1 protein-coding gene is annotated in these 1,482 nt (G+C 62.6%); it reads left to right on the top strand.

Annotated features, from left to right (window positions below; genetic code table 11):
* The first annotated feature begins 124 nt into the window (after positions 1 to 124).
* Positions 125 to 1,462, top strand: coding sequence for an IS4 family transposase (locus AB1I47_RS33725; protein ID WP_475572035.1), 1,338 nt, complete (start codon positions 125 to 127; stop codon positions 1,460 to 1,462).
* The last annotated feature ends 20 nt before the right edge of the window (positions 1,463 to 1,482 follow it).

A 1,482-nucleotide genomic window follows, 5' to 3' on the forward strand; every position in this document is an offset into this window, starting at 1 on the left:
CACCTCATTACACACAACTCCTGGTGGCTGGCGCTCCGCAGAAAGTCGTTTACGGTCAATGACATAGCGGGTGGGCTTGTAAGCTCTCTCGGATTGTCGTTCACTCTTGCATTTTGGGCGGCACATGCAGCGAGAGGCAACGAGTTGGGCAGCGGCAGAATTCAGGGACATTGACTTGGGCGACCAGCGCCTGAACAAACGGGCGGTGCTGCTGGCCGAGCGGCTCGCAGAGAAGCCGACGGCAAGCATACCCAGCGCATGCGGCGGCTGGGCGGAGACGGCTGCGGCGTACCGCTTCCTGGCTCAGGATGAACTGGACTGGCGCGACATTCTGGCGCCCCACTGGCAGAGTTCTGCCGAGCGGATGCGAGCTTGCGAAGTGGTGCTATGCATCCAAGACACCACGGAGCTGGACTTTAACGGCCAGACCATCACAGGCTTGGGACCGCTGTCGTATGAGGCGCAACGCGGGCTGTATCTGCACCCGACTTACGCGGTAACGCCATCGCGCGAACCGCTGGGCGTGCTTGACGCCTACATGTGGGCGCGCGAGCCGAAGGGTGCGGATGGCGTGCGCCCCGGCATCAAGGAAAGTACCCGCTGGACCGAAGGATATGAGCGGGTTGCCGAACAGGCGGCCGCACTGCCTGCCACGCGACTCGTCTATGTGGCTGACCGGGAATCGGACATCATGGCGCTGATGGTCAAAGCAAAGGAGTTGGGCCACCCGGCGGATTGGCTACTGCGCTCGCAGCACAATCGCACCTTGCCTGGCGGCGGCAAGCTGTGGGACAAAGTGACTGCGGGTGAGCCAGTGGGCAGGATTCACTTCACGCTGGCAGCCCGTCAGGCTCAGCCTGCGCGCGCGGTACGGCAGCAGGTGTGGGCGCAACGTGTCGCGTTGCCTGATGCTGCAGGCGGCGTGGTGAGTGCCACTTGCATCGTCGCCCGGGAGGTCGACCCGCCGGCAGGCGTCAAGCCGATTGAATGGCGACTGCTGAGTAATCGCGAGGTGGACGACCTTGACGCAGCGGCGCAGCTTATTGACTGGTACCGCGCGCGTTGGGAGGTGGAATTGTTCTTTCACGTGCTCAAGAACGGCTGTCGGGTCGAAGCGTTGCAACTCGCATCGATGGCACGGCTTGAGCGTGCCTTGGCGCTGTTTATGGTGGTGGCATGGCGCATCGCTCGGTTGATGCGACTGGGCCGAACTTGCCCGGACCTGGATGCAGGGCTGCTGTTCGAGCGGGATGAATGGCGCGCGGCATTCATTCTCAACAAGAAGAAGCCGCCGAAGACGTCACCGCGTCTGAATGAGGTCGTGCGCTTGGTCGCCATGCTCGGCGGCTTTCTGGCGCGCAAAGGCGACGGCGAACCCGGAGTCAAGACCATCTGGCAAGGACTGCAGCGAGTGATGGATTTCGCCGCCGGCCTCAGGTACGCACGAGAACTGGGTGACTGACTTGTGTGTAATCAAATGGG

Origin of the sequence: Cupriavidus necator (assembly GCF_040578825.1) — a bacterium.
Lineage (GTDB): Bacteria > Pseudomonadota > Gammaproteobacteria > Burkholderiales > Burkholderiaceae > Cupriavidus > Cupriavidus necator_E.